Annotated in this window: 15 protein-coding genes and 2 pseudogenes; 15 read left to right on the top strand and 2 right to left on the bottom strand. The window is 72.0% G+C overall.

Annotated features, from left to right (window positions below):
• Nucleotides 1–288: 288 nt before the first annotated feature.
• Complete coding sequence (locus AC067M_RS07605) at nucleotides 289–1,074, bottom strand: maleylpyruvate isomerase family mycothiol-dependent enzyme (RefSeq protein WP_478696065.1); 786 nt, start codon at nucleotides 1,072–1,074, stop codon at nucleotides 289–291.
• A gap of 92 nt (nucleotides 1,075–1,166) precedes the next feature.
• Between AC067M_RS07605 and AC067M_RS07600 the strand changes: the two genes are divergently transcribed.
• The 10 genes from AC067M_RS07600 to AC067M_RS07555 all read left to right on the top strand — a co-directional run bounded on the left by AC067M_RS07600 (nucleotide 1,167) and on the right by AC067M_RS07555 (nucleotide 12,403).
• On the top strand, nucleotides 1,167–2,843 hold the full coding sequence (locus tag AC067M_RS07600) for a hypothetical protein (RefSeq protein ID WP_478696064.1): 1,677 nt from the start codon (nucleotides 1,167–1,169) through the stop codon (nucleotides 2,841–2,843).
• A 123-nt stretch (nucleotides 2,844–2,966) separates the two neighbouring features.
• Nucleotides 2,967–5,381 carry an ATP-binding SpoIIE family protein phosphatase gene (locus tag AC067M_RS07595; RefSeq protein WP_478696063.1) on the top strand — a complete coding sequence of 805 codons (2,415 nt, stop codon included), beginning with the start codon at nucleotides 2,967–2,969 and terminating at the stop codon, nucleotides 5,379–5,381.
• On the top strand, nucleotides 5,378–6,691 hold the full coding sequence (locus tag AC067M_RS07590) for a LacI family DNA-binding transcriptional regulator (RefSeq protein ID WP_478696062.1): 1,314 nt from the start codon (nucleotides 5,378–5,380) through the stop codon (nucleotides 6,689–6,691). The genes AC067M_RS07595 and AC067M_RS07590 overlap by 4 nt, the downstream gene beginning before the upstream one ends.
• Nucleotides 6,692–6,722: 31 nt before the next feature.
• Complete coding sequence (locus tag AC067M_RS07585; RefSeq protein WP_478696061.1) at nucleotides 6,723–7,961, top strand: sugar ABC transporter substrate-binding protein; 1,239 nt, start codon at nucleotides 6,723–6,725, stop codon at nucleotides 7,959–7,961.
• Nucleotides 7,962–8,020: 59 nt separating this feature from the next.
• Nucleotides 8,021–8,932, top strand: a complete 912-nt coding sequence (locus AC067M_RS07580) for a carbohydrate ABC transporter permease (protein WP_478696060.1) — start codon at nucleotides 8,021–8,023, stop codon at nucleotides 8,930–8,932.
• Nucleotides 8,929–9,756, top strand: a complete 828-nt coding sequence (locus AC067M_RS07575) for a carbohydrate ABC transporter permease (RefSeq protein ID WP_478696059.1) — start codon at nucleotides 8,929–8,931, stop codon at nucleotides 9,754–9,756. Before AC067M_RS07580 ends, AC067M_RS07575 begins: the two co-directional genes overlap by 4 nt.
• A 131-nt stretch (nucleotides 9,757–9,887) precedes the next feature.
• Nucleotides 9,888–10,625, top strand: a complete 738-nt coding sequence (locus tag AC067M_RS07570; protein ID WP_478696058.1) for a nucleotidyltransferase family protein — start codon at nucleotides 9,888–9,890, stop codon at nucleotides 10,623–10,625.
• Complete coding sequence (locus AC067M_RS07565) at nucleotides 10,622–10,903, top strand: BON domain-containing protein (protein WP_478696057.1); 282 nt, start codon at nucleotides 10,622–10,624, stop codon at nucleotides 10,901–10,903. Before AC067M_RS07570 ends, AC067M_RS07565 begins: the two co-directional genes overlap by 4 nt.
• The gene (locus tag AC067M_RS07560; protein WP_478696056.1) at nucleotides 10,900–11,646 is read left to right on the top strand and encodes a metallophosphoesterase family protein; all 747 of its coding nucleotides are present in this window, start codon (nucleotides 10,900–10,902) and stop codon (nucleotides 11,644–11,646) included. The genes AC067M_RS07565 and AC067M_RS07560 overlap by 4 nt, the downstream gene beginning before the upstream one ends.
• Before the next feature lie 226 nt (nucleotides 11,647–11,872).
• Nucleotides 11,873–12,403, top strand: a complete 531-nt coding sequence (locus AC067M_RS07555) for a hypothetical protein (RefSeq protein WP_478696055.1) — start codon at nucleotides 11,873–11,875, stop codon at nucleotides 12,401–12,403.
• A gap of 118 nt (nucleotides 12,404–12,521) precedes the next feature.
• Here AC067M_RS07555 and AC067M_RS07550 read toward each other — a convergent pair whose 3' ends face one another.
• Nucleotides 12,522–13,085, bottom strand: coding sequence for a hemerythrin domain-containing protein (locus AC067M_RS07550; protein WP_478696054.1), 564 nt, complete (start codon nucleotides 13,083–13,085; stop codon nucleotides 12,522–12,524).
• A 206-nt stretch (nucleotides 13,086–13,291) separates the two neighbouring features.
• Here AC067M_RS07550 and AC067M_RS07545 point away from each other — a divergent pair.
• From AC067M_RS07545 to AC067M_RS07525, 5 genes and pseudogenes are all read left to right on the top strand, one after another.
• A pseudogene (locus AC067M_RS07545) lies at nucleotides 13,292–15,699 on the top strand (molybdopterin oxidoreductase family protein).
• Nucleotides 15,696–16,187 carry a hypothetical protein gene (locus tag AC067M_RS07540; RefSeq protein WP_478696053.1) on the top strand — a complete coding sequence of 164 codons (492 nt, stop codon included), beginning with the start codon at nucleotides 15,696–15,698 and terminating at the stop codon, nucleotides 16,185–16,187. The pseudogene AC067M_RS07545 and the gene AC067M_RS07540 overlap by 4 nt, the downstream one beginning before the upstream one ends.
• Nucleotides 16,188–16,358: 171 nt before the next feature.
• Nucleotides 16,359–16,856: pseudogene (locus tag AC067M_RS07535) on the top strand (hypothetical protein); the annotation flags it as partial.
• Nucleotides 16,857–16,859: 3 nt separating this feature from the next.
• Nucleotides 16,860–18,302 (top strand): hypothetical protein, encoded by a 1,443-nt coding sequence (locus tag AC067M_RS07530; RefSeq protein ID WP_478696422.1) that lies wholly within the window; start codon nucleotides 16,860–16,862, stop codon nucleotides 18,300–18,302.
• The gene (locus AC067M_RS07525) at nucleotides 18,299–19,741 is read left to right on the top strand and encodes a VWA domain-containing protein (protein WP_478696052.1); all 1,443 of its coding nucleotides are present in this window, start codon (nucleotides 18,299–18,301) and stop codon (nucleotides 19,739–19,741) included. Before AC067M_RS07530 ends, AC067M_RS07525 begins: the two co-directional genes overlap by 4 nt.
• Nucleotides 19,742–19,770: the final 29 nt, after the last annotated feature.

Here is a 19,770-nt window from a genome sequence, read left to right as displayed (position 1 = left end):
GCTGTTCCGCGTACCGCCTGCGACCCGTCGCATACCCGTATGGGGGGGGAGGAGAGGGGGCTTATGCCGCCTGTGCTCCCCCCCCCGCACCACCCCCCCCCCCCCCCCCCCCCCCCCCCCCCCCCCCGCCATCGTGCCATGGGAGCGCTCCCGTGGCCAGGATATGAGCCCCTCCGTCTTCCGGATGAGAGCCCTCCATCTTGACGCCGCTACTCGGGTCACTCGGGCCACTTGACTGGCTCGGCCACTCAAGTCACTCGGCCGCTCAAGTCACTCGGGTCACTCGTGTCATTCGTGCAGCCAGAACCCCGTCCGCCTCAGCCACAGCTCCAGCAGCCCGGTGTCGCCGCGCACTTCGACCCGATCGGCGACCGGACGGCCGTAGACGAAGAGGAGCAGGTCGGTGAGGGAGCCGTGCACCGCGACGGCCGCCGCCCTGCCGTCGACGCGACCCCAGCGCGGGGCGTCGCCGGTGAGGTCGACGTGCCAGGACCCGGCCGGGTCGTCGGTGGCCACGAAGCCGACCTCGCGACCCGGGCCCAGCAACGGCTCCGCGCCGTCGGTGTCGTACGCCTCGGGGACCGTGCCGAAGGACATCCACTCGTCGAGCGCGTCCCGCGCCACCGCCGCGGCGACCTCGTAGCGGGCGCCCACGGCCCATGCGGCGTCTGCGCGGTGGACGACCGTCTCGTGCAGCACGCGCCGCGCCCAGAACACCAGGGGCTGGTCCGGCACCACCGTCCAGACCCGGGCGTCGGGGCCGGCCTCCGCCAGGACATCGGTGAGCCGGTGGGCGCCGAGGGCGAGCCAGGCGTCGAGTTCGTCCGGGTCCTCGTCGCCGTACTCGAAGACCTCGTTGACCAGGGTGTCGGGGACCTCGTCGGTGGCGCGGGTGCGGACGATGGTGTCGACCCAGCGGTGCACCCCGCCGACGTGCCGCAGCAATTGGCCGAGGTTCCACTCGGGGCAGGTCGGCACGCGCGCGGCGGGATCGGCGCCCGTCAACACGGTGCGCAGCAGGTCCGTCTGAGTGATGATTTCGGTGCGGTAGCGGTCGAGACTCCAGCGGATCATGGGATCACGCTACGAGGTGCGGGGTAGGCCCCGTCAGGGATTTTCGGCCCCCGCCCCGGTGACCCGGGCGGCCGCCTCTTCGGGAGAGTCGCATGGACTACTACGACCTCGGCACCCACAGCCGTCCTGTGACGACCTCGTCCCCCGAGGCACAGACGTGGTTCGACCGCGGGTTGGTCTGGACGTACGCCTTCAACCACGAGGAAGCCGTCTCCTGCTTCGAGGCCGCCGCCGCGGCCGACCCCGACTGCGCCATGGCCCACTGGGGCATCGCCTACGCGCTCGGCCCGAACTACAACAAACCCTGGGAGTTCTTCGACGAACAGGACCTGGCCCGGACCGTCGAGCGCACCCACGCCGCCGTCGAACTCGCCCACGGGAAGTCGGCCGACGCCAACCCCGTCGAACGCGCCCTGATCGGCGCTCTGCGCGCCCGCTACCCGAGGGCGCGCCCCGTCGAGGACTGCTCGGTCTGGAACACCCCGTACGCCGACGCCATGCGCGCCGTGTACGAACTGGCCCCCCACGACCTCGACGTCGTCACCCTGTACGCCGACGCCCTGATGAACCTCACCCCCTGGCAACTGTGGGACCTGCGCACGGGCCGGCCCGCGGACGGTGCCCGCACCCTGGAGGCCAAGGCGGCCCTCGACCGGGCGCTGGCCACGGAGGCGGGAGCGAGGCACCCGGGGGTCCTGCACCTGTTCATCCACCTGATGGAGATGTCGCCCACCCCCGAGACGGCCCTGCCCGCCGCCGACCGGCTGCGCGACATGGTGCCCGACGCCGGCCACCTCCAGCACATGCCCTCGCACCTGGAGGTGCTGTGCGGCGACTACCGGGGTGTGGTGGCGGACAACAGCCGGGCGATCGCCGTCGACGAGAAGTACCGCGCGCGGGCCGGAGCGATGAACTTCTACACCCTCTACCGAGCGCACAATTACCACTTCAAGATCTACGGTGCCATGTTCCTCGGCCAGTGCGGGGTCGCCCTGGAGACCGCCGCCCAACTGGAGAAGGCCCTCCCGGAGGAACTGCTGCGGGTGCAGAGCCCGCCCATGGCGGACTGGCTGGAGGCCTTCCTCGCCCTGCGGGTCCATGTGCTGATCCGCTTCGGCCGCTGGGCCGACATCCTTGACCTGCCCCAGCCCGCAGACCCGGAGCTCTACAGCGTGACCACCGCCCTGCGGCACTACGGCCGCGGTGTCGCGCTCTCCGCCACCGGCCGTGTCCCCGAGGCCGAGGTCGAGCGCGCGCTCTTCCGCGAGGCCGTCGGCCGGGTCCAGGAGACACGCATGCTGTTCAACAACACCTGCGCCGACATCCTCGCGATCGCTTCGGCGATGCTCGACGGCGAACTCGCGTACCGCAAGGGCGCCCACGGCGCCGCCTTCGCCGCCCTCGAACGGTCCGTCGCCCTCGACGACAAACTCCCCTACGACGAACCCTGGGGATGGATGCAGCCGACCCGGCACGCCTACGGCGCCCTGCTCCTGGAACAGGGACGCGTCACGGAGGCCGAGGCGGTCTACCGTGCCGACCTCGGCCTCGACGACACCCTGCCCCGCGCCTCCCAGCACCCCGGCAACGTGTGGTCCCTGCACGGGCTCCACGAGTGCCTGGTGCGGCTGGGCAGGACGGCCGAGGCGCGGATCGTGGCCCAGCAGCTGAAGATCGCCGTCGCGCTGGCCGACGTACCGATCGAGGCGTCCTGCTTCTGCCGCCTCGAAGCCGTCACAAGGGGCGGGTGCTGCGCCCCAGAACAGTGACCGCATGGACAGCGGCCCTGGGCGACCCGGCCCGGACCCGCGCGCGAGCCTGACTTGTCCGATTTCGCCCCTCCAGGCACGCTGGGACTTGTGAGTCACAGCACGGGTGCGAAGTGAGCAGGAATGGCCGCTGCTGATCAGCGCCCCGGCCACCACGGGCGGTCGACCGATGCCGCCGCGGCGATCATCGGACTGGGGGGCGACGTCACCGGCTGGAGCGAGGGGGCACGGCGGCTCCTGGGCTACCGCGCCCAGGAGGTGGTGGGACGCGCAGCCGTCGATCTCCTCGCCCAGGGGGCCGCGGAGGCAGCGGGAGTTTCCTCCACGGCGTCCCAGGAGTGGAGCGGCACCGTGGCCCTGCTGCACCGCGACGGCCACCGCGTCGAACTGGCCCTCCACGCCCACCCCTCCCTGGGGGCCGACGGCATCCTCCAGGGATTCGTCGTCACCGCCTCCCAGGGCGAATCGGAGCAGGACCGGCAGTTGCTGGAGTGGGCGTTCGCCCAGTCCTCCGTCGCCCTCTCCACCTACACCACCGAATCCGGTACCTGGCGGCTGAACGAGGTGGCGGAGGACGACGAGCGGCCCCCGCCGACCGACGCGAGCCTCACCTCCTACCCGGACCTGCTCGGCGGGATCCGCGCCGAACAGGGCTTCCTGGAATGCGTCCGCCGCGTCGCCGAGCAGGGCGAGCCGATGCGCTACGAGCGATTCGCTCCTGCCGTGGCCTCCGCCCGTCAACGCGCGTGGATCATCGAACTGTGGCCCGTCCGCGACCCGGCCACCGGCCGCGTGACCGGCGTCGGCACGGCCACCTTCGACAGCAGTGAGCAGTACGCCGCCCGGCAGCGGCTCGCGCTGCTGAACGAGGCCGGTACCCGCATCGGCACCACCCTCGACGTCATGCGCACCGCCCAGGAACTCGCCGACCTGGCCGTGCCACGCCTCGCCGACTTCGCCAGCGTGGACCTGCTCGACGCCGTCACCCAGGGCGAGGAACCCGCCCCCGGCCCCGTCGCCGCCGCCGTCATGCTGCGCCGCATCGCCCACCAGTCCGCCGCCGAGGGAGTCCCCGAGGCCGCCGTCGAACTCGGCGCGGTCGACACCTACCCGCCCTACTCACCCCCCGCCCGCTCCCTGGCCGTCGGGCGACCGGTCCTCAGCGGCGCCGCCGACCCCGACTTCGCCCGCTGGGTCGCCACCCACGCGGAGCGCTCCGCCCGCGTCCGCGAGTTCGGGTTCCACTCCGTCATGGCCACCCCGCTGCGCGCCCGCGGCATCACCCTCGGCGTCGCCGTGTTCGTCCGCACCCACGGCTCCCGGCCCTACGGAGACGACGACCTGATCCTCGCCGAGGAACTCGCCGGCCGGGCGGCCGTCGCCGTCGACAACGCACGCCGCTACACCCGCGAACGCACCACCGCGCTCGCCCTCCAGCGCAGCCTGCTGCCCCGCGCCCTCCCCAAACAGGCGGCCGTCGAGGTGGCCCACCGCTATCTGCCCGCCGGCACCGGAGCCGGCGTGGGCGGCGACTGGTTCGACGTCGTCCCCCTCTCCGGCACCCGCGTCGCCCTGGTCGTCGGCGACGTCGTCGGCCACGGCGTCCACGCCTCCGCCGCCATGGGGCGCCTGCGCACCGCCGTACGCACCCTCGCCGACGTCGACCTCCCCCCGGACGAACTGCTCACCCACCTGGACGAGCTGGTCACCCATCTGACCTCCGACGGTGACATCGTCCACGACGAGCCCGACACCGGCGAGATCGGCGCGAGCTGCCTTTACGCCGTCTACGACCCCGTCTCGCGGATCTGCACCATGGCCAGCGCCGGCCACGTCCCACCCGCCGTGCTCCTCCCCGACGGCAGCACCAGCATCGTCCGGCTCACCCCGGGGCCGCTCCTCGGCATCGGCGGCGTGCCCTTCGAGTCCACCGAACTGGAACTGCCCGAAGGCAGCCTGCTCGCCCTCTACACCGACGGCCTGATCGAGGCCCGCGACCACGACGTCTCCGGCGGCTTCGAACGGCTCTGCGCCGCCCTCGCCTCGCCCGTGCCCTCACTGGACGTCACCTGCGAGGCCGTCCTCAAGCAGATGCTCCCCGACAGCCCCGATGACGACGTCGCCCTGCTCCTCGCCCGCACCCGCGCCCTGCATGCCGACCAGGTCGCCGCCTGGGCCCTGCCGTCCGACCCCGCGGTCGTGGCCGACGCCCGCGCCCAGACCAGCCGCCAGCTCGCCCTGTGGGGCCTTCAGGAGGCGGCCTTCATCACGGAACTGGTGGTCAGCGAGCTGGTCACCAACGCCATCCGGTACGGAGCCGTCCCCATCGGACTGCGCCTCATCCGCGACCGGACCCTGATCTGCGAGGTGTCCGACGCCAGCAGCACCGCCCCCCACCTGCGGCGCGCCCGCACCTACGACGAAGGCGGCCGAGGGCTGCACATGGTCGCCCAGCTCACCCAGGGCTGGGGCACCCGGCAGACTCCCACCGGCAAGACCATCTGGGCCGAACAACCGCTTCCGGTCGGGGGGCCATGAGCAGCCACGCGGGCGCGGAGACGGCACGGGGTGGGCTGCGCGAGAGCGACGCAACCCACACGCTGGGTCTGCTCTATCCGCCGGCGGGCCGTGACCGCGACTACACCCCCATGCAGCTCGCCTTCATCGGCGGGGTCGCCGAGGCCGCCACCGACTACGGCTACGACCTGCTGCTCGCGCCGGGGAGGACGGCGTACGCCCCCTCGTTCCAACGGATGGTGGGGGAGCGGCACGTGGCGGGGGAACGGTGGACGGAGGCGGAAGGGCGCGTGGCGGGTGAGCTGCAGGTGGTGGCTGAGCGGGGCACGGATGGCGAGCGGGGGACCGACGGAGAGCAGGGAACGGACGGCGAGCGGAGGAGCGAGGGGGAGCAGGGGACCGACGGCGAGCGGATGACCGAGGGGGAGCAGAGAACCGACGGTGAGCGCAGGCCCCAGGGGGACCACGGGAGCGACGGCGAGCGGCGGTCTGAGGGCGAGCGGCGGTCGGAAGGCGCATGGCGGTCTGAGGGCGAGCGGCGGTCGGAAGGCGCATGGCCGTCTGAGGGCGAGCGGCGGTCCGAGGGAGAGCGGCGGATGGTGGCGGGGCGGCGGGTGGACGGAGTGATCGTCATGGAGATCCGCCGGGAGGACGACCGCGTGGAGTACCTCGCCGACGCCGGCTTCCCCTTCGTCCTGATCGGCCGCAACGCCAGGGCCGACGTGACCGGCTGGGTGGACCTCGACTTCACGGGCCTGGCGAGCGGCTGTGTGCAGCACCTCGCCGACCTGGGCCATCGCAGGATCGCCTTCGTCAACCGGTCGCAGGAGCTGTTCGAGAGCGGGTACGGCTTCGCGCGGCTCGGCAATGACGGCTACCTGGAGGCCATGACCAAGCTGAGGCTCACTCCGCGCGCCTACCTCTGCGGCGACGACCTGGCCTCCGGGGAGGAGGTCGTGGAGCGGATCCTGCGGGACGACCCGGCGACCACCTCCCTGGTCACCCTGAACGAGGCGTCCCTGGAGGGCGTCTACCGCGCGCTGACCCGGCACGGCCGGGGTGTGCCCCGCGACTTCTCGGTCGTCGGCGTGGCGGCCGGCCCCTGGGCGGAACAGGTGAACCCGCAGCTCACCGCGGCGGAGATACCCGCCAAGGAGATGAGCCGGGTCGCCGTCGACCTCATGGTCGAGCGGCTCACCTCACACGGCTCACCTCCCCGGCACGTCCTGCTGAAACCCCTGATCACGCTGCGCGCCAGCACCGGACGCTGTCGCCCCGTGCCGGGTTCGGAGCCCGAGCCCGACTTCCCGGACCTCGACTTCGATTTCTGATCGTTTCTCACCGAACCACTGGGAGTGGAGCATGTCGTACTCGGTCGACCGTCGCGGTTTCCTGCGTGCCGCGGGGGCGGGAGCGGCCACCCTCGGCCTCGGTGGGGCCGTCGCGTCCTGCGACTCCGGCACGACCGACACGGTCACCCTCACGTGGTGGGACTACTTCACACTGGACAACTTCCAGCCCGGTATGAACCGGCTCATCAAGGACATCGAGGCCAACGTCCCGGACGTGCGGATCGAACGGCGGACCTTCCCGTTCGCCGAGCTCGACCGGCAGATCACCCTCGGCGCGATCTCCGGCGAACTGCCCGACATCGCCATCGTGGACAACGTCGCCATGAACTCCCTGGGCGGCAGCAGACTCCTCGCCGACCTCACCGGCCGCGTCGAGGAATGGGGGCAGGCCGACCAGTACTACAAAGGCCCCTGGGAAGGCTGCCAGGTCGGCGGCAAGACCCTCGGGATCCCCAACAACAGCAACTGTCTCGCCCTGTACTGCAACACCCGCATGCTCGAGTCCGCGAAGGTCGGTCCCCCCACGACCTGGGACGAGCTGGCCTCCGCCGCCGAGCGACTGACCAGCGGAGACCGGTTCGGCCTGGCGCTCAGCGCGATCAAGACCGAGGAGGGCGTCTTCCAGTTCCTGCCCTTCCTGTGGCAGGCGGGCGGCGACCTCGACACCTTCGCCACCGACGGCGCGACCGCCCTCTCCTTCCTCGACGACCTCATCGCCAAGGGCTCGCTCTCCGAGCAGTGCGTGGGCTGGACCCAGCAGGACGTCAACACCCGCTTCCTCGACCAGCGCGCCGCCCTCCAGATCAACGGCCCCTGGCAGATCCCCACCCTCAAGAAGGCGACGTTCGACTGGGAGGTCGTCGCCCTGCCCCGCGACAAGGAGGCCGCCACCTGTCTGGGCGGGGAGAACTGGGTGATCATGGCGTCGAGCGACCACGTCGACAAGGCCTGGGAGGTCCTGGAGTACACCCAGCGACCGTCGGCGCTCGTGCCGTACCTGGTGTCGTTCGGCAACCTCCCCGCCCGCAAGGACCTCGCTGACGAGGGCACCTGGGCGTCCGACCCGGCCCTGCGGCTCTTCCTCAGCCAGCTGCCCTTCGCCCGCCCCCGCCAGTACGGCCCGCACTACGCCGACGCCTCCCAGGCCGTCGCCGAGGCCGAGCAGGCCGTCCTCACCGGTGCCACGTCCCCCTCCGCCGCGGCGAGGACCGCGGCCACGAAGATCGACAAGGCACTGGGAGAGCGGTGAGGCGCGCGGGGAGAGCAGCGCGGCACGGCGGGAGACCGGCGCGGGGCAGGGGGAGAGAAGTGCGGCAGCCTGCTCCCTCCGCCCGCATCCGCCGCGAGGGGTATCTGTTCTGCCTGCCCGGCATGCTCTTCCTCGCCCTCTTCCTGGCGTACCCGCTGTTCTACAACGTGTGGACATCCCTCCACGACGTCGAACTGGGCAGCCTCCTCGGGGGACCCGAGCCGTTCAACGGCCTGGCCAACTACCGCGCCGTCGTCTCCGACCCCGGTTTCTGGCACTCCGTACGCCTGTCCCTGCTGTTCACCCTCGCCTCGCTGGTCCTCCAGTTCACCCTGGGCTTCGCCCTGGCCCTGCTGTTCGCCCGGCCCTTCCCGCTGAACGGCCTGCTGAGGTCGCTGCTGCTGATGGCCTGGCTGCTGCCCCCGGTGGTCAGCGGCACCCTCTTCCGCTGGCTGCTGGACGCGGAGTCCGGCGCCTACAACGCCCTGCTCGCAGCGGTCGGCCTGGGCGGCCTGACCCACGACTGGCTCACCGACCCCTCCACGTCCCTGGCCGGGGTCGTCCTCGCCAACGTCTGGGTCGGCGTGCCGTTCAACATGCTCCTGCTGCTCGTCGGACTGCACACCATCGACCCGGAACTCCATGAAGCCGCGGCCATCGACGGCGCGAACGCCCGGCAGCGCTTCCTCAGGATCACCCTCCCCCTGATGCGGCCGGTCTCGGTGACCGTGCTGCTGCTCGGCCTGATCTACACCTTCAAGGTCTTCGACATCGTCTTCGTGATGACGGGCGGCGGCCCCGTCGACGCCACCCGCTTGCTCTCCCTCTACGTCTACGAGGTCTTCTTCACGTTCTTCCGGTTCGGCCGGGGAGCCGCCGCCGGCCTGCTGCTGCTCGTCGTACCCCTGCTCACGGGCGTCTTCTACGTACGACGGCTGCGGCGGGAGGAAGCGGAAGGAGGCGTCGCGTGAGACCACCGCGCCGGCCCTGGGCGCTCACCGCGGCCGCGACGCTGATCACCGCCGTGTTCCTGCTGCCGGTGTACTGGATGGCCAAGACCAGCCTCACCCGACCCGAGCGGATCCTCGCCCCGTCGCCCCAGTGGATCCCCACCCCGGTCACCACCGAGAACTACGACACCGCCCTGTCGTACGAAGGACTCGCCCGGGCCCTGCTGAACAGTTTCGTGATCGCAGGCGGGGCCGTGGCCCTCACCCTGCTCCTCGGTCTCCCGCTCGGCTACGCGCTCGCCCGGGTGCGGATGCGCGGCTCGGGCACCATGGTGCTCGCCCTCCTCGTCGCCCAACTGCCGCCCGCCATCGTGCTCGCCGCGCCCCTGTTCATCCTCGAACGCCGAGCCGGTCTCGATGACAGCTACCTCGGCCTGATCGCCGCCGACACCACCCTCACCCTGCCGTTCACGGTGATCGTGCTGCGGCCGGTGCTGCGCGCGGTATCGCCCGAGCTGGAGGAGGCCGCCCTCGTCGACGGCTGCGGGCTGACCGGCGTACTGCTGAGGGTCGTACTGCCGATCATGGTGCCCGGCGTGATCGCGGCGGCCGGACTGTCCTTCCTGCTCGCCTGGGGCGAGTTCCTCTTCGGCCTCACCCTCGCCGGGGACTCCGACGTCCGGCCCGTCACCGTCGTGCTCAACGCCTTCGTCGGACAGCACGGCACCGCGTGGGGAGCCCTGATGGCCACCGCCACGCTCATCAGCCTGCCGGTCGTGTGTGTCTTCGCCCTGTTCCAGCGCTTCATCGTCGGCGGGCTGACGGCGGGCAGCGTACGGGGCTGACCACGCCCGGCCACCCGACCGCGCGGGCCGTGTCGAAGGCGGGGCGCCGGGTACACGAAGGGTGCACCTGTGCCGTCCGGCGTCCGGACAGCTCGGACGGCGCATCGCTCCACGCCGCGAACGGAGTGACCATGACGCAGCACGGGGAGGACACGACGCTCGCCAGGCGCCCGGAAGACCGGGAGCTCCGGCCGGCGACGCGGAGTCCGGAACAGCCGCCCCACCCCACCCCGCCCACGCGGGAACGGAGCCTGCCCCAGGAGACACAGGAGACACAAGAGACACAAGGGCAGAGCCTGCCCCAGGACCGTCACCAGGCGATCCTGGAGGCGGCCAAGCAGATCGGCGCCCTGCTGAAACGGGACGGGCACCTCTTCGCCCTGGCCGGAAGCGTCGCCGTCCACGCACATGGCGGCAGCACGAACCTGCAGCACGACGCCGACTTCTGCGTCCGCCCCGAGGACGCCGAAACGGTCGCGGCCACCCTGCGCGACGCCGGCCTGGAGGTGTGCACACCGCCGGAGGACTGGCTACTGAAGACGACCTGCTTCGGCCAGGCCATCGACATCATCTTCGAACTGGCCCACCGGCCGGTCACCACGGAGATGCTCACCCGCGCCCAGGACATCCCCGTCGACTCGGTGCGCATGCCCGTGCTGTCGCCGACCGACCTGGTCGGCAGCCTGATCGCCGCCTTCTCCGAACACCACTGCGACTTCGGCGCCGTGCTCCCCGTGGCCCGCGCGCTGCGCGAGAAGGTCGACTGGCCGCAGGTGCGCGGGACCTGCGGCGACGAGCCCATGCCCGCGGCCTTCCTCTTCCTTCTGGAACGCCTGAACGTCATCGCCCCGCAGAAGGAGCAGTCATGAGCCACCACGGCGCCGAGCATCCCTCCGGCGCTCCGGAGAACCTCGTGTACCGCGTCGCGCACCTCGCCGACCACTTGGCCGCCGGCCCCCTCGGCGAACTGGGCGTACGCGTCGAGGCCCGCGGCGAGGCCGTCCTGCTGACCGGCACCGTGCCGTCCGCGCAGTGCCGCGACGACGTCCTGCGCGCGGCCCGCGACGAGCTGGCCGGATTCCCGGTGCACAGCGACCTGCTCGTCGCGGACGCCGCGTCGCCCGACCATTCGGAGGAGCTGGCGTGATCAGGGTCGCAGCCGTCGGAGACATCCACATGGGTCCCGAGAGCGAGGGCGTACTGCGCCCCTCGTTCGAGACCCTGCCCGAGTGCGCCGACATCCTGCTGCTCGCCGGGGACCTCACCCGGCACGGCACGCCCGACGAGGCGCGGGTGGTCGCTCGGGAGATCAAGGACCTGGCGGTCCCGGTCGTCGCGGTCCTGGGCAACCACGACCACCACGACGACCGCCCCGACGAGGTCGTCGCCATCCTCCAGGAGGCGGGCGCGACCGTTCTGGAGGGCCGGGGCACGGTCGTGACCAGCGGGAACAAACGCATCGGCGTGGCCGGCACCAAGGGCTTCGGCGGCGGCTTCGTCGGCCGGTGCGCCGGCGAGTTCGGCGAGCCGATCATGAAGGAGTTCGTCAGGTACTCACGCCGGCAGGCTGACGCCCTGCGCGAATCCCTCGAGGCCCTGGGCCAGGACGAGGAGGGCTGCGACGTGCGGATCGCCCTGACCCACTTCTCCCCGGTGGAGGACACCCTCGCCGGCGAACCCCTGGAGATCTACCCCTTCCTCGGCAGCTACCTCCTGGCGGAGGCCATCGACACCGCCGGCGCCGACCTCGCGGTCCACGGCCACGCCCACGCCGGCACGGAACACGGCATGACCAGCGGCGGAGTCAAGGTCCGCAACGTGGCCCAGCCGGTCATAGGCAGGGCATTCCACGTCTACACCCTGCGAGCGGCGGACCGCACGCCCGCCTGACCTCGCCCCGTGATCGGCACACCCAGGGCGCGGGGCTGTATCGATGTGCGGCTCCGCCGCGCGGGCGCGACAGGCCCCAGCCGACCCGCACCGGGCACACCACCGTCAGACCCCCGCATGTGGCCGAAAGCACGCAGGTGACGGGCGCCAGGCCATGTTCCCGTACCCGCCCCGAAAGCTACCGTTCTCGGAACCCCTGTTCCCGCAGTACCCCGGACGGCCCAGCTTGCTCGCAGCACTCTCCCCGGTCATCGCAGCGACAGCGCACTGGCTCACGTGCGCCTACCCGGCCAGCGGCGGCGCCCTCGCCTCGGCCCTGTGCGAGGCGCAGGCCCGCCAGGCCGTGACGGTCGCGGCGTGGCTGCGCTACCCGACAGCGATGGACGCCGCGCTGGTCGGGATGGCGGGCCCAGGAGGCTCCGCGCGGCTCGACTGGATCAGCGGCGCCGACGCGGCCGGGGAAACCGTGGACGACGAGGACTCCGCCTGGCGCACCTGGGTGGACGAGGTCGTGGCGAGCTGGGCGGCCTGCCTGCTCACCGACCCCGAACTGGCGGATCTCGCGTTGGCCGCGCTGGCCGAGGACGGCCACAGCACCGACGCCGCCGCCGAGTTCCGGCGCCTGGTCGCACCCGACGAGCGCGACCGGCAGGCGGCCGTACTGCTGCGCCACCCCGACCTCCTCGCCCCCGTGGCCGGCCTCCACCAGACCCAGCTCGTCGACCGCCTCGGGCCGGGCCGCGCGCTCATCGCCTGACCTGGGACAGCCGGCGACGCTCCGACGCAGGACAGCCTTGGGCCCGTCGGGTGTCCCGACGGGCCCATGAATGGCGGCGTGCCTTCCTCGCGCGTCGGCGTGGGCGCCCCGCGCCGCGTCAGTCCGTCTTGCCCCGCCCCGACAGGGCGTCACGGACCCGGTCGACCAGCCCGGCACCCGGCGCCAGCAGCTTGTTGGCCGGCGGCTTGTCGGGGGCGGCGGGGTGCGGACGGGTGGGGGCCACCTTCTTCGCCTGGCGGACCTTGTCGCCCAGCTTGTCGAGCGCGTCCGGCGGGCAGGAGGCCCGCAGCATCGGGAAGAGGTTCTGCTCCTCGTCGGCCACGTGCGCGCGGATCTCCGACATCAGCATGCCGATGAGCCGGTCGAACTCGGGGTCGTCGGCGTCGCAGCCCTCCAGATCCTTCATGATCTGCTCGGCCTTCGCGTGATCCTCGAGTTCCCTGTCGGCCATGGCGTCCCCGTTCGCCACATGCTCCCGTACGGCAGGGTAGAGGTACGCCTCCTCGGCCACCGAGTGCCGCACCAGTTCCATGGTCGCCTGGTCCGCGTGGAGCTTGCGGTCCTTGTGACCGGACGGCAGCGCTTCGATCCGGCCGAAGAACTCCTCGACCTCGCGGTGATCGGTCATCAACTCGTCGATGACGTTTCCACCGTGACCCATGTCCTTCACCTCCAGCCTGTACGCGGCGACTCCGAGCGGAGCCACCAGGGCCCCGAGTGCCCCCGCGCTCCACGGGCTAACACCGCGCCGACGTGAGTCGCGCACGGGTGCGGGCCTTCGCACAATGAGGACGGAGGCTTGAAAGCACCTGACGGGGGGACCTCGGAACGCTGCCGCTTCCAGATACCTACCTTCGGAGGTGCGCGGTGAACGACCGCCCCGACCGCGTCCAGCACCCCGACCGCATCGACGCCCCGTGGGGAGCCCGTACGCTCTATGCCTCCGGCCCCCCTGGCCCGCCCGCACCGACGTCCACCTGGCGTCCGGGGTGGCCGAGGGGGACGTGGAGCGCTGGGTGCGGTCCGCCTCGCTGCTTCACTCGAACGGCGACGCCATGGACATCGCCGTACGGGAGGGAGGGATCGTCGGTGTGCGGGGCAGGGCCGCCAACCGGGTCAACCGCGGCCGGCTGGGGCCCAAGGACCTGTACGGGTGGCAGGCGAACGGCTCCCCGGACCGCCTCACGCGGCCGCTCGTCCGCGAGGACGGACGCCTGACGGAGTGCGACTGGCCCACCGCGATGGACCGGATCGTGAGCCGCAGCAGGGAGCTGCTGGACGAGCGCGGTCCCGGCTCCATCGGCTTCTACACGACCGGGCAGCTGTTCCTGGAGGAGTACTACGCCCTCGCCGTGCTCGCCCGTGCCGGCCTCGGCACCCACCACCTGGACGGCAACACCCGCCTGTGCACCGCCACCGCCGGCGAGGCACTGAAGCAGTCGTTCGGCAGCGACGGGCAGCCCGGATCGTACGAGGACATCGACCACGCCGATGTCATCGCCCTGTTCGGACACAACATGGCCGAGACCCAGACCGTGCTGTGGATGCGGGTCCTCGACCGCCTCGACGGCCCCCGACCGCCCCGGCTGGTCTGTGTGGACCCCCGGTTCACCCCGGTGGCCCGGCGGGCCGACGTCCACCTCGCCCCGCGCCCGGGCACCAACCTCGCGCTGCTCAACGCCCTCCTGCACGAGCTCATCCGCACCGGCCGCACCGACCGGGAGTACGTCGAGCGGAACACCCTCGGCTTCGAGGAACTGGCGGCCGGCGTCGAGGCGTGCACCCCGCGCTGGGCCTCCCGGATCTGTGACGTGCCCGCGCCGGCGATCCAGCGGGCCGCGGAGGTCATCGGCGGCGCCGAGCGCCTGCTGTCGACGGTCCTGCAGGGCGTCTACCAGTCCCACCAGGCCACCGCGGCCGCCGTGCAGGTGAACAACCTGCATCTCCTGCGCGGCATGCTGGGCCGCCCCGGCTGCGGCGTGCTTCAGATGAACGGCCAGCCCAGCGCGCAGAACACCAGGGAGTGCGGCACGGACGGCGACCTGCCGGGCTTCCGGAACTGGCAGAACGACCAGCACGTCGCCGAACTCGCCGACCTCTGGAACGTCACCCCGCAGACCATCCCGCACTACGGGCCACCCACCCACGCCATGCAGATGTTCCGCTACGCCGAGCAGGGCTCGATCCGGATGCTGTGGATCACCGGCACCAACCCGGCCGTCTCCCTGCCGGAGCTGTCCCGGATCCGCTCCATCCTGTCCCAGGAACGACTGTTCGTCGTCCAGGACCTCTTCCTGACCGAGACCGCCCAGGTGGCCGACGTGGTCCTGCCCGCGGCCACCTGGGGCGAGAAGACGGGCGCCCTCACCAACGCAGACCGCACCGTGCACCTGTCGGAGAAAGCCGTCGAACCGCCCGGGCAGGCGCGGGCGGACCTCGACATCTTCCTCGACTACGCGGCCCGCATGGACTTCCGGGACAAGGACGGCGCCCCGCTGATCAAGTGGCACGATCCGCCGAGCGCTTTCGCCGCGTGGCAGCGGTGCAGCGCCGGCCGCCCCTGCGACTACACGGGGCTCGACCACGACCGGCTGCGCCATAGCGACGGCATCCAGTGGCCCTGCACCTGCGAGGCACCTGACGGCACCGCCCGCCTCTACACCGACGGCTTCCCCTTCGCCCACCCCGACACCTGCGAGAGCTACGGCAAGGACCTGGTCACGGGGGCAGCCGCGGAGGCCGTCGAGTACCGCTCCCTCAATCCGGACGGCAAGGCGCTCATCAAGGCGGCGGAGTACGTGCCGTTGCCCGAGGACGCCTCCGACGACTTCCCCCTCCAGCTGATCACCGGCCGTACGGTCCACCACTTCCACACCCGTACGAAGACCGGCCGTGTCCCCGAGCTCAACGCCGCCGCCCCCGACGTCTGGGCCGAACTCTCTCCCGCAGAGGCCGCCGCCCAGGGGCTGTCCGACGGAGACCTGGTACGGATCAGCACACCCCGCGGGGCGATCCGCGCCCGGCTGCGGACGACGGCGGTACGCGACGGCGTGGTGTTCGTGCCGTTCCACTACGGCTACTGGGACACACCCGGCGGATGGCGTCCCGGCGACGCGGGCGCCGGGCGGGCCGCCAACGAGACCACGATCAGCGACTGGGACCCGGCCTCCAAGCAGCCGCTGTTCAAGACGTGCGCGGCCCGCGTCACGCTCGTCGCCCGCCGCGAGAGCCTCGCCGGGCGGGCCGGAACCGAGACCGGGGAGAGCCGGACATGACCGGAGCCACCCGCACGCCGACCGCCCTGCACGACGGCGAACGCGCCCTGGAGCACGACCTGTTGACGGTGTCCGCACGTCACCGCGCCGACCACGAGATCCACCACGTCTGCGTCGACCTCGCCCGCTGGTCCCGCGAACACAGCGGCCGGATCGCCGAGACGGGACGCCACTACGACCTCGACCTCCCGGGGCCCCAGGACGATCCCTCACCCGGCGCCCTGGCCCTCCTGCGCGAGAAGGCCGCCGAAGCCCTGGGCCGCCGCCCCGAGGCCGGCCTGCTCCTCCTGAACGACCTGCGCGACCTGCACCTGGCCGCCACCCGCACCTCCCTGTACTGGGAGATGCTCGCCCAGGCGGCCCAGGCCCTCCGCGACGACCGGCTCATCGAGCTGGCGAGCTCCTGCCACCCGCGGACACTGCGTCAGCTCCGCTGGACCAACACCATGATCAAGCAGCTCGCGCCCCAACTCCTCACCAGCGTGTAGCCGCTGAAGGGCACTCCTGTGGCATTGGCTCGAAAACCGCAGGTCAGCGGCATTGTCAGTGGTCGCCGGTAGGTTCTTTCATGTCCCTCCGACGTGGCGGGACGATCCCCATTCGGACCCCTTTTCAAGGGTCTCTTTGTGGACCCCTGCTGGCGCGAAGGAGATGGTGCGTTGTCGGACTGGGAGAAGTCGAGCACCGCCCGGGTGATCCCACCCGCGCGGCCACGGAAGCTGGCCAAGGTGCCGTTCGTCGAACTGGCCGACGGACGCCTCCAGGGCGTGGTGTCCAGCGGTTCGGACATCGAGCGCGTCTACGTCTCGTCGGTCGCGGCCGGGACCTACGCGTACGCGTGCAGCACCAACAACAACCGCCCCTGCGGCGGCGCCCGCGGCGGCTTCTGCAACCACATCCGCGCCCTGGTCACCGAGGCGGTGCTCCAGTACGGCGGTCAGCGCGTCGCCCGCTCTTTGCGGGTGGAGGCGACGGACGGGGAGCCGAGCGCGCCGGACCTCACCCAGGCGATGACCGGCACCCGCCCGTCACCGGCCGACTCCAAGGCGGCCGCCACCGTGTTCAGCCGGTTCCTGCGCCACCTCGCCTACCTCGAACTCGCCCCGACCACCGCACCGTTGCCGGAGATGCAGTTCTTCCCGCCGACCAGGGCGGTCACCATGGAGGTGACCCCGGGCGAGCTCGATCCGAGCGTGGGGGAGCGCGCGGAACCGCTCACGCAGACCGAGACCGTCGCCGGACTGGACGAAGCCCTCGCGGCCGTCGACGCCTTCGACCGGGCCCTCGTCGCCGGACTGCTCCGCCCCCAGCCCGCCCAGGCCGCCGACCTGACCCGGCTCGCCCACGCCGTCACGGGCACGCCGCTGGCCGCCCGGGTCGCCGAGGCCGCCGAGAAGGCGGCTGCCGGAGCCGCCGGCGAGGACCACTTCGTCGCCCTCGCCGCGGCCCGCGGCGCCCTGCTCGGCTCCGTCCACGACGCCCTCATGGTCCGGGTCGACGAGATCACGGGCCGCGGCCGGGAGGAGGAGAACGCCCCGCCCCCCGTCGAGCGGCAGCCGGCCAACCTGCTGGCCGCCGCCCGCTCCTGGCTGTCGGACCTGGCGCGCGCGGGATGGCAGGGCATGGACCACGACACGGTCTCCGGAGCCGCGCAGATCGTCTCCGCGATGCTGCCCGACCCGGCCCTGCGCCGTCTCGCGACCCTCCTCGACGGCTTCGCCGCGGAACTCGCCGCGTCCTGCCCCGGCGCCACCCTGGAGCGGATCCCGGCCCGCCGCTGGGCCGACCTGTGGTCCCGCGCGATGCTGCTGACCCTGCCCGGCGCCGCCGCCCCGGCCGCGACCGGCATCACCACCGCCACCGGCCGCCTGTTGCCCCTCGGTGTCGACCTGCACGAACACGCCACCGCCGCACAGGCCCAGGTCCACGCCGTGTTCGAGCCCGCCGACGGCACCGCGCCCCGCCTGGTGCGGGCCGGCGTCGCCGTGCCGAAGCCGGACACGGTCGTCGCAGCCGGCGTCTGGCAACTGCTCCGGCCTCACCTGTCGCTCCTCGCGGCCGCCGGTGAGGGCCTCTCCATGGACCTCACCGACATGCCGATCACCGCCGAGGGCGACCTGGTCTGGAGCGACGAGCACGCTCGCCCCGGCGAGCCGGCCGACGCCTTCGCCACCGCCCGCGTCGCCCTGGCGACCGCGACCGCCCCGCCGACCGCACCCCTGGACCGGCACCCGGCACGCATCGCCGTCCCCGTGCTCCTGGAGGGCTACACGGCCCACCAGGACGGCGGCGCCCTGACGTTCACCCTCGCCGGACACCCGCCGCTCGCCGTCGACACCGACCGCGTCCCGATCGCGGGACCGCTGACTCCGGAAGCCGTCGCCGCGTCGACCGCGTGCATCGGTCTGCTCCGCTGGGACGACGGGGCGTACACCGTCCAGCCGCTCGCGGTGGAGACCACCGTGCGGAAGAAGACCGTCGCCCTCCACGCCGGCGCGTGGGCCGGAGGCACCACCGACAAGGCCGGCGTCAAGGCCGAGAAGGCCGCCACCGACGCCGTCGCGGTGCTGCGGGAGCGCGCGGGAAGGCTGCTGCGAAAGTGACACACACGCCACAGACACCCGAGGCACCACAGACACCCGAGGCGAACCCCGAGGCCAACCGCCGCCAGGTCCTCTACTGGCGACTGCTCTCCCGGCTCTTCGACTCCGACGAACAGACCACCCTGGAAGCGGCGAGCCTCGCCGTCGTCGAGGACATCGGCCTGCCCCCCGCGCTGCTCGACCCGCAGACCTCCGTCGACTCGATCGTGCAGCGCCACCCCGATCTGGCCGCCGAGTTCGACGGCCTGATGGTCCCCGAGGCGGACGACGCCGATGCCGACAGCCCACGCGACCGCGCCGCCGAGGTGCGCCGCGCCGCACTCGTGTCGAAGGTGCTGCTCAACGTCTTCGCCACCGGCAACGGCACGGTCACCGCCGGACAGCTCTCCCGCTGGCAGTCCGACGCGGGCTGGCTGGAGCGCGCCCTCGGCTGCCGCCCGGGCGAACTCCGCGGCGGCCGCTCCGGCGGCAACAGCCACGGCAGGGGCCCCGACACGACCACGACCGGCGGCCGCGGTGATAACCCCGACCTGAGCAACCTGATCCCGGCGATCGGCCCGGAGCTCGGGAACATCGAGGCCGACCTCGTCAAGCGCATGCACTTGCGCGAGGTACTCGCCGATCCGAAGCTCGCCGCCAAACTCACCCCCAGCATGTCGCTCATCGAGCAACTGCTGCGCGACAAGAACAACCTCTCGGGGGTGGCCCTCGCCAACGCCAAGGCCCTGATCCGCCGCTTCGTCGACGAGGTCGCCGACGTGCTGCGCACCCAGGTCGAGAAGGCCACGGTCGGCGCCGTCGACCGGTCGGTCCCGCCCAAGCGGGTCTTCCGCAATCTGGACCTCGACCGCACCATCTGGAAGAACCTCACCAACTGGAGCCCGGAGGAGGAACGGCTCTACGTCGACCGCCTCTACTACCGCCACACCGCCCGCAAGACGACACCGCAGCGGCTGATCGTGGTCGTCGACCAGTCGGGCTCCATGGTCGACTCGATGGTCAACTGCACCATCCTCGCCTCGATCTTCGCGGGACTGCCGAAGGTGGACGTCCACCTGATCGCGTACGACACCCGGGCCATCGACCTCACTCCCTGGGTGAACGACCCGTTCGAGGTGCTGCTGCGCACCAACCTCGGCGGCGGCAACGACGGTCCCGTCGCGATGGCCATGGCCCGCCCGAAGATCACCGAGCCCAAGAACACCGTGATGGTGTGGATCTCGGACTTCTACGAGTTCGACCGCTCCCAGCCGCTGTTCGAGGGCATCGAGGAAGTCCACCGCTCCGGCGTGAAGTTCATCCCCGTCGGCTCGGTGACCAGCTCCGGGCGCCAGGAGGTCAACCCCTGGTTCCGCGAACGCTTCAAGAACCTCGGCACACCGGTGATCTCGGGCCACATCCGCAGGCTCGTCCAGGAACTCAAGACATCTCTCGCCTGATCGCTCATTTCTCGTACCCACCCGCTTGG

The sequence above is a fragment of the Streptomyces sp. NPDC043427 genome (assembly GCF_056436655.1).
This window is presented reverse-complemented; position numbering and strand designations above follow the sequence as displayed.

What these genes read in the sequence shown, in the direction of transcription:
- AC067M_RS07590 (WP_478696062.1), top strand. Translation starts at nt 5,378, where the DNA reads ATGAGCAGCCACGCGGGCGCGGAGACGGCACGGGGTGGGCTGCGCGAG.
- AC067M_RS07585 (WP_478696061.1), top strand. Translation starts at nt 6,723, where the DNA reads ATGTCGTACTCGGTCGACCGTCGCGGTTTCCTGCGTGCCGCGGGGGCG.
- AC067M_RS07530 (WP_478696422.1), top strand. Translation starts at nt 16,860, where the DNA reads ATGGAGGTGACCCCGGGCGAGCTCGATCCGAGCGTGGGGGAGCGCGCG.
- AC067M_RS07570 (WP_478696058.1), top strand. Translation starts at nt 9,888, where the DNA reads ATGACGCAGCACGGGGAGGACACGACGCTCGCCAGGCGCCCGGAAGAC.
- AC067M_RS07605 (WP_478696065.1), bottom strand. Translation starts at nt 1,074, where the DNA reads ATGATCCGCTGGAGTCTCGACCGCTACCGCACCGAAATCATCACTCAG.
- AC067M_RS07595 (WP_478696063.1), top strand. Translation starts at nt 2,967, where the DNA reads ATGGCCGCTGCTGATCAGCGCCCCGGCCACCACGGGCGGTCGACCGAT.
- AC067M_RS07565 (WP_478696057.1), top strand. Translation starts at nt 10,622, where the DNA reads ATGAGCCACCACGGCGCCGAGCATCCCTCCGGCGCTCCGGAGAACCTC.
- AC067M_RS07550 (WP_478696054.1), bottom strand. Translation starts at nt 13,085, where the DNA reads ATGGGTCACGGTGGAAACGTCATCGACGAGTTGATGACCGATCACCGC.
- AC067M_RS07600 (WP_478696064.1), top strand. Translation starts at nt 1,167, where the DNA reads ATGGACTACTACGACCTCGGCACCCACAGCCGTCCTGTGACGACCTCG.
- AC067M_RS07540 (WP_478696053.1), top strand. Translation starts at nt 15,696, where the DNA reads ATGACCGGAGCCACCCGCACGCCGACCGCCCTGCACGACGGCGAACGC.